At 36.2% G+C, this 6,987-nt stretch carries 9 protein-coding genes; 2 read left to right on the top strand and 7 right to left on the bottom strand.

Annotation, left to right across the window (positions count from 1 at the left end; all coding sequences use genetic code 11):
- The 4 genes from Q0505_RS09060 to Q0505_RS09075 form a co-directional block, all read right to left on the bottom strand.
- Positions 1-458: glycosyltransferase (locus Q0505_RS09060; protein WP_299211735.1), on the bottom strand; the 458-nt coding region annotated here is incomplete at its 3' end.
- Between the two features lie 12 nt (positions 459-470).
- Positions 471-668 carry a membrane or secreted protein gene (locus tag Q0505_RS09065; protein ID WP_299211738.1) on the bottom strand — a complete coding sequence of 66 codons (198 nt, stop codon included), beginning with the start codon at positions 666-668 and terminating at the stop codon, positions 471-473.
- A gap of 106 nt (positions 669-774) precedes the next feature.
- Complete coding sequence (locus Q0505_RS09070; RefSeq protein ID WP_299211741.1) at positions 775-1,533, bottom strand: anti-sigma factor; 759 nt, start codon at positions 1,531-1,533, stop codon at positions 775-777.
- On the bottom strand, positions 1,530-2,081 hold the full coding sequence (locus tag Q0505_RS09075; protein WP_299211743.1) for a sigma-70 family RNA polymerase sigma factor: 552 nt from the start codon (positions 2,079-2,081) through the stop codon (positions 1,530-1,532). Before Q0505_RS09075 ends, Q0505_RS09070 begins: the two co-directional genes overlap by 4 nt.
- Before the next feature lie 124 nt (positions 2,082-2,205).
- Here Q0505_RS09075 and Q0505_RS09080 point away from each other — a divergent pair, with 124 nt between their 5' ends.
- Positions 2,206-2,715 carry a fasciclin domain-containing protein gene (locus tag Q0505_RS09080; protein WP_299211746.1) on the top strand — a complete coding sequence of 170 codons (510 nt, stop codon included), beginning with the start codon at positions 2,206-2,208 and terminating at the stop codon, positions 2,713-2,715.
- A gap of 88 nt (positions 2,716-2,803) precedes the next feature.
- On the opposite strand, the gene murB is transcribed toward Q0505_RS09080, so the two are convergent.
- The 3 genes from murB to Q0505_RS09095 form a co-directional block, all read right to left on the bottom strand.
- Entirely contained in the window at positions 2,804-3,823 is a 1,020-nt protein-coding gene (murB, locus tag Q0505_RS09085; protein WP_299211749.1) for a UDP-N-acetylmuramate dehydrogenase, read from the bottom strand.
- Positions 3,824-3,826: 3 nt separating this feature from the next.
- Positions 3,827-5,017 carry a pyridoxal phosphate-dependent aminotransferase gene (locus Q0505_RS09090; RefSeq protein ID WP_299211752.1) on the bottom strand — a complete coding sequence of 397 codons (1,191 nt, stop codon included), beginning with the start codon at positions 5,015-5,017 and terminating at the stop codon, positions 3,827-3,829.
- Positions 5,018-5,158: 141 nt separating this feature from the next.
- Positions 5,159-5,545 (bottom strand): DUF1573 domain-containing protein, encoded by a 387-nt coding sequence (locus Q0505_RS09095; RefSeq protein ID WP_299211755.1) that lies wholly within the window; start codon positions 5,543-5,545, stop codon positions 5,159-5,161.
- A gap of 182 nt (positions 5,546-5,727) precedes the next feature.
- Here Q0505_RS09095 and Q0505_RS09100 point away from each other — a divergent pair.
- A partial coding sequence (locus Q0505_RS09100) for a class I tRNA ligase family protein (RefSeq protein WP_299211759.1) occupies positions 5,728-6,987 on the top strand: 1,260 nt, incomplete at its 3' end.

A 6,987-nucleotide genomic window follows, 5' to 3' on the forward strand; every position in this document is an offset into this window, starting at 1 on the left:
AATTGATTAGCCATTTCTTGTATCCAGTAGGTAGAAGCAGGAAAGCAATCGGCATCAGTAAAAAGTAAATGTTTATGACTTGCTCTTTTGATTCCTAATGTAAGTGCATATTTCTTATTTCCCCAAAATGCTTCGTTATTTTCGACGTGAACTTGTACAATATTCGGGTACTGTTGCGCAAACTCCTCTATAACATCTTTTGTCTCATCGCTAGAAGCGTCATTTATGAGAACAATTTCAAAATCGGGATATTTTTGCGCTATCCATTGAGGAATGTTTTTGCGTAAATTTTCAGCTTCATTTTTAGAACAAACAATGAGTGAAACTGAAGGAAGATATGGTGATGTGTTTTTTTTTGCTTTCGCGAAAGCAAAAATATAAAAGAAAAGATAGTAGCTACAATTAATAGCTACAACTCCTATAAAAACGTAAAATACGTAGGTGACTAAAAAATCCAACAGTGTCAGTGATTACTGATCATTATTGCAATCACCCATTTCTGAAGGTAGTTTTCCACACATGCCACAAGCTTCACCATCTTTATTAAGAAAAGGGCTTTGGCTTGCACAGGTTCCTGCAAATTTACCATCTTTTTTTGCCCAGATTTTTATCGCAATTCCTGCGACGGCAAGACCTAAAAGTGCTAGTGTTAAAAGGAGTAACTTCATTAGGATATATTTTGTACAAATATACAAAGATTCTAAAAGATGAATCCTTTAAAAAAATATAAAAGATATGAGTCGTATGCGACTTAAGGGATAATACAACTAATAATTAGAAAGAGATATTAGCTACAAGATTATCTACCGTAGCTTCTTTACTACCGCCTTTAGGCTCAATCGTAATATTAAGACTTGCCATACGCTCTTCATAAGGAATCTCTACTAGGTTTTCTTTAGTAATCTTTAAGATATCAAGTGGTATCATTTGACCATCTACTCCTGCCCACATTTGATACACCTGATCATCGGGTAATTCAGGGAGCGCAACAACGTGTACATACGATTTTTTTTCAAGCATATTTACATAGGCTACAGTTTCTAATTTGCGTGCTCTTGTATTCCCTCTTAATACATACTTCTCTGTAGAAGAATTATTAAGAATCATAAATTGTTCTTCTACAGACTGAAGTGTTTGTCTATTAGAGACGATATCATTATTAAGGTCTTCGATAAGCTCTGTCGTAAGCCTTCGATCATCAAGTAACTCTTGGTTTTGACGCCAAATCATAAAGGTCATAATTCCAAAAAGAATCGTTGCAGCACATGCTGTAATCGCTAAGAATGGGATTGCTGGTTTAGGTCGTGATTGTACTTGTTGAAGGATTTTATCTTTAAGCTCTACCGGTGCTGGCACTGCGAATGAAGTTGCGTATTCTTCTAAATTTTCCTGAAGCTCTATGTATGTCTTTTTTACCTCTGGGTATTTTTCTATGTAATACTCTACTTCTTTAGACTCCATAGGGGAAGTGGTGTCCATTAAGTAGCGTTCTAACATATCGCCATCCAAAAATATTTTTACTCTCTCATTCATATTGACAAAAATACAATCACTAAACCGAAAAGCTTACGTAATTCTCTTAAACCTATTTTTAATCTTGATTTTACAGTTCCTAACGGAATATTTAACTCATCGCTAGCTTCTTGTTGGGTCATCCCCTGAAAAAATAGTGCATCTATGACGACTCTATATTTATCTTCAAGACCAGCTGCATGCGATGCGATATCAAGATGCTCTATTGCAAACTTTGAGCTTTGTATATGATATACGTTAGAATCTTCTATTTGGATCTCTTTGGTTTTCTTACGTTGCCTACTTCTTACAGCATCTATGGCTGTATTCTGAACCACGCGAAACAGCCATGTAAAGAGGCGTGCCTTCGTGGCATCATACTTACTCGCATTTTTCCAGATTTTTACAAAAGATTCTTGCAATACGTCTTGTGCCAATGCTTCGTCTTTTGTCACCTTTATAGCAACTCCAAATAATGCATCAGCATAATGATCGTACAATAATCCTATAGCACGTTCATCTTGAGCTTTGAGCAGCTCAATAATATGTTGTTCTATAAATGGCTTCAAAAATGGCTGGTTTTTGATTTAACAAAAGTTTGTGAATGCATAGAAATCCATTGTTTAAAGTTACGGCGTATCTATTACAAATGAAAACAACTTTTAGTATTAACTCAACAATTTAAAATTTATTATGAAAAAGACCATTTTAATCTTCGCAATGTTAACATTCTGTTTTTCAACTGTATCTATTGCTCAGTCTGATGTCGTAGATGTAGCAATGTCTTCTAAAGATCACACAACACTTGTTGCTGCAGTAAAAGCCGCAGATCTTGTAAACACCCTTAAAGGAGAAGGTCCCTTTACTGTATTTGCTCCAACAAACACTGCATTTGATGCTCTACCAAGTGGAACATTAGAATCACTGCTAAAGCCAGAAGCAAAGAGTAAATTGTCTGCCATTCTTACATACCACGTAGTAGCTGGAAACTTCAAAGCTGCAGATGTAGTCGCTGCAATTAAACAAGGAGGCGGAAAATTTGCCATTAAAACTGTTAATGGAGGAACACTTGTCGCTTCACTAGAAGGAGATAATGTGATTATAACCGATGCTAATGGAAATGTCGCTACTGTCACAGCCACAGATCTAAAAGCTTCAAACGGAGTTGTCCATGTAATAGACAGCGTCGTACTCCCTAAATAAGGGAAGTACTCTTTATACTGAAATAGCTCTATTAGATTCTTCTAATAGAGCTATTTCTATTTTGTAAATACTCCTATTTTAAAAGCTCTTAAAAGACATTTACTTCAGGAGAAATTATGATTCCAAATTTTTCTTTTACCTCATCTTGGATGCGTACTGCTAATGCCCAGATTTCACTTCCCGTTGCATTTCCATGATTTACTAATACAAGTGCTTGTTTATCGTGTACTCCTGCGTCGCCAAAACGTTTCCCTTTAAAACCTGCTTGTTCTATAAGCCACCCTGCTGGCACTTTAATTTGGTCTGATCCTATGGGATAATAAGGAATGTCTGGATAGTTCTTTCGTAATTCAGAAAAAACAGTTTGTGATATCACTGGATTTTTAAAAAAGCTACCACTATTTCCTATTTTTTTTGGATCAGGAAGCTTCTCTTGGCGTATTTTGATAACAGCATCTGAAACCTCTTTAATAGTAGGGTTTGTGATTTCTTGTTCAGCAAGCGTATCAGAAATAGCTCCGTATTCTGTTTTAATTTTATGATCTTTTAGTGTGAGCTTAAAAGTAACTGATGTAATAATATATTGGTCTTTTAACTCCGTTTTAAAAACAGAATCTCTATAACCAAACTTACAGTCTTCGAGAGAAAAAGTTCGCAGTGTTCCGTCTTTTCTTGAAACAGCCCCACATTGGTAAAAAACATCTTTAAGTTCGACACCATAGGCGCCTATATTTTGAATAGGTGCTGTCCCCACATTACCAGGAATAAGTGATAAATTTTCAACACCCCCGTAGCCATGATCGATACAATAGCAAACAAAGTCATGCCAGTTTTCACCCCCAGCGACATTGAGCAATAGTTCATTTTCGCCGAAAGGCATATCCACTACAGTATATCCCTTGATATTAATATGAACAACATATTTATCAATATCTTGAGTCAGCAACATATTGCTACCACCCCCAATAATAAATAATTCAGAAGGATCTTTTTCTTTTATAATACGTTGTACATCTTCTACCGATGTGGCCGATAAAATTTCACGTGCCTGTACATCTATTCCAAACGTATTGTATTTTTTTAAAGAAGCCTTCTTTTGATCACTCATTGATTATTCTTTATACTGCTTTAATGCTTCTCGTAAAATCTCCACAGCTTCTTTTAATAGATTTTCTTCTAAGACATAAGCGATTCGGACTTGGTTGAGTCCTACACCTTCACTAGAGTAAAAACCTGCTGCCGGTGCAACCATAATGGTTTTACCATCTAACTTAAAAGATTCTAATAACCATTGTGCAAAAGCATCAGCATTTTTTATTGGAAGTTCTGCGATACAATAAAAAGCTCCCTTAGGTTTTGCCACTTTTACCCCTGGTATAGTCTCAAGTCCCGCAATTAATGTATTACGTCTAGCTACATACTCATCTATGACATCTGTAAAATAGGAAGCAGGTGTTTCTAAGGCGGCTTCACTTGCCAATTGTGCAAATGTAGGCGGACTCAAACGGGCTTGCGCAAATTTCATAGCAGTTGCTATTAACTGTTTATTTCTACTTACGATACACCCTATACGAGCACCACACATAGAATATCGTTTTGACACAGAGTCAATCATAATCGTGTGTGCATCAATATCGCGTTGCCCCATCACAGAATAATGCTTTAAACCATCATAGGCAAACTCTCTATAGACCTCATCTGCAATTAGGAATAAGTCATGTTTTTTTACGAGTGTTGCTAGTTGTTTAATTTCGTCTTCACTGTATAAATAGCCTGTTGGATTGCCAGGGTTACAAATAACGATGGCTTTTGTTTTTGAAGTAATTAGTTTTTCAAAATCGGCAATAGGAGGTAATGCAAAACCTGAATCAATATTTGAGATAACAGGTACTACTGTTACACCACTTGCAATTGCAAATCCATTATAATTTGCATAAAAAGGTTCTGGAATAATAATTTCATTACCTGGATCTGTCACACTTCCCATAGCAAAAAGCAAGGCTTCAGATCCCCCTGTAGTCACAATGATATCTTCTGGGCTAACATCAATACCATTATTTTTATAATAGCTCGAGAGCTTATTTCTATAAGAAGCAAAACCAGCACTGTGTGAATACTCCAATACTTCTATCGTATTATTCTTTACGGCATCTAGTGCTACTTGTGGTGTTTTTATATCTGGCTGTCCTATATTAAGGTGGTGTATTTGAACTCCACGAGCTTTTGCAGCCTCTGCAAAAGGAACTAACTTACGAATAGGAGACTGAGGCATGATTTGCCCTTTATGAGAAATTGATGGCATAGTAATTTTTTATTTTTTTGCTTTACAAAAATGCAAATTTATATTGGCATTTTTGAATTACCTCTACAAAAAATAACGGGATTCTTTAGAAAGAAAAAAGCCACTCAATGAGTGGCTTTTAAAATGAGTATTTTCAAATTTTTATTTACCCGCTTGCGGCTTAACGTTTCCTTTTATCTTAAGGGTGTAAGGAACTTCAGAAGCATTAGAATACACGGTAATTGTTTTACGTATAGGTCCTGGACGCTTTGTATCATACTTTACCTCTATAATGCCACTTTCACCTGGCTGAATAGGATCTTCCGGTTTTTTTGGAATGGTACATCCACAGGTTGAATATACACGCGCAATGATGAGCACATCATTTCCTGTATTTTTAAATTTAAATTCTCGTACGCCGTCTGCTCCATAATCTACCTCTCCATAATCTACAACATCACTTTCAAAAGTGATCGCGGCTTTTTTCTCTTGGGCTGTTAGGTTTATAGTCATAAGACCTACAAACAGCAATAACATTAGTTTTTTCATAATTTCCAATATTTGAGGATGATAAAAATAGTCAGAAATAAGGCCTTTGCCAAATAATGATATCAACAATCACTGATGAGACTGAATATCCTTTTATCCTTAAAAAATCTCTCTGACACTATTTATTAATCCTACTGTTATCAGTACTTTTGCTTATTAGTATTCAACAATCAGACCAAACTATGAGCATTGCTTCAAAATATGACGCTTCACAGGTAGAAGACAAGTGGTATTCGTACTGGATGGAACATAATTATTTTCATTCAACACCTAACGAGAAAAAGCCGTATACCATTGTGATACCACCCCCTAATGTCACAGGAGTGTTGCACATGGGACACATGCTTAACAATACGCTACAAGATGTATTGATACGACGTGCGCGTTTAATAGGGTTGAATGCATGTTGGGTACCAGGTACAGATCATGCTTCTATTGCTACTGAAGCTAAGGTAGTTGCAAAACTAGCAGAGCAAGGTATCAAAAAATCTGACCTTACGCGTGAGGACTTTTTAAAGCACGCTTGGGAGTGGAAAGAAGAGTACGGCGGAGTGATTTTAGAACAACTCAAGAAGCTAGGTGCTTCTTGTGATTGGGAACGCACTAAGTTTACGATGGATCCAGATATGTCTGAAGCCGTTATTAAAACGTTTGTCGATCTTTATAATAAAGGTCATATCTACAGAGGATATCGTATGGTTAATTGGGATCCAGAAGCAAAAACAACGCTTTCTGATGAAGAAGTGATCCATGAGGAAAAACAAGGAACACTTTATTATCTCAACTATAAAATAGAAGGATCTGAAAACTTCTTAACAATTGCGACCACACGTCCAGAAACTATTTTTGGAGATACCGCCATCTGTATCAACCCAAATGACGAACGCTTTACACATTTAAAAGGTAAAAAAGCGATCGTTCCTATCTGTGGTCGTGTGATTCCTATTATTGAAGATGAATATGTGGATATCGAATTTGGAACAGGATGCTTAAAAGTAACCCCTGCTCACGATGAAAATGATAAAGTATTAGGAGATAAACACAATTTAGAAGTTATTGATATTTTTAATGATGATGCTTCGTTGAATAGTTTTGGACTTCATTATGAAGGGCAAGATCGATTTGAGTGCCGCAAGAATATCAAAAAGGAATTGGAAGAAAACGGATCTCTTGTTAAAACAGAAATCCATATCAATAAAGTAGGAACTTCAGAACGCACAAAAGCGGTGATTGAACCTCGACTTTCTGATCAGTGGTTTCTTAAAATGGAAGATCTTGTAAAACCTGCTATTAAAGCTGTGTTAGAAACAGGTGATGTAAAACTATTCCCTAACAAGAGATTTGACAATACCTATCGTCATTGGATGGAGAACATTCGTGACTGGAATATCTCTCGTCAATTATGGTGGGGACAGCAGATTCCCGCCTATTTCTATGGCGAT

Source organism: uncultured Dokdonia sp. (assembly GCF_937910895.1).
Taxonomy (GTDB): Bacteria; Bacteroidota; Bacteroidia; order Flavobacteriales; family Flavobacteriaceae; genus Dokdonia.

What these genes read in the sequence shown, in the direction of transcription:
- Q0505_RS09090 (WP_299211752.1), bottom strand. Translation starts at nt 5,017, where the DNA reads ATGCCATCAATTTCTCATAAAGGGCAAATCATGCCTCAGTCTCCTATT.
- murB (WP_299211749.1), bottom strand. Translation starts at nt 3,823, where the DNA reads ATGAGTGATCAAAAGAAGGCTTCTTTAAAAAAATACAATACGTTTGGA.
- Q0505_RS09065 (WP_299211738.1), bottom strand. Translation starts at nt 668, where the DNA reads ATGAAGTTACTCCTTTTAACACTAGCACTTTTAGGTCTTGCCGTCGCA.
- Q0505_RS09095 (WP_299211755.1), bottom strand. Translation starts at nt 5,545, where the DNA reads ATGAAAAAACTAATGTTATTGCTGTTTGTAGGTCTTATGACTATAAAC.
- Q0505_RS09070 (WP_299211741.1), bottom strand. Translation starts at nt 1,533, where the DNA reads ATGAATGAGAGAGTAAAAATATTTTTGGATGGCGATATGTTAGAACGC.
- Q0505_RS09080 (WP_299211746.1), top strand. Translation starts at nt 2,206, where the DNA reads ATGAAAAAGACCATTTTAATCTTCGCAATGTTAACATTCTGTTTTTCA.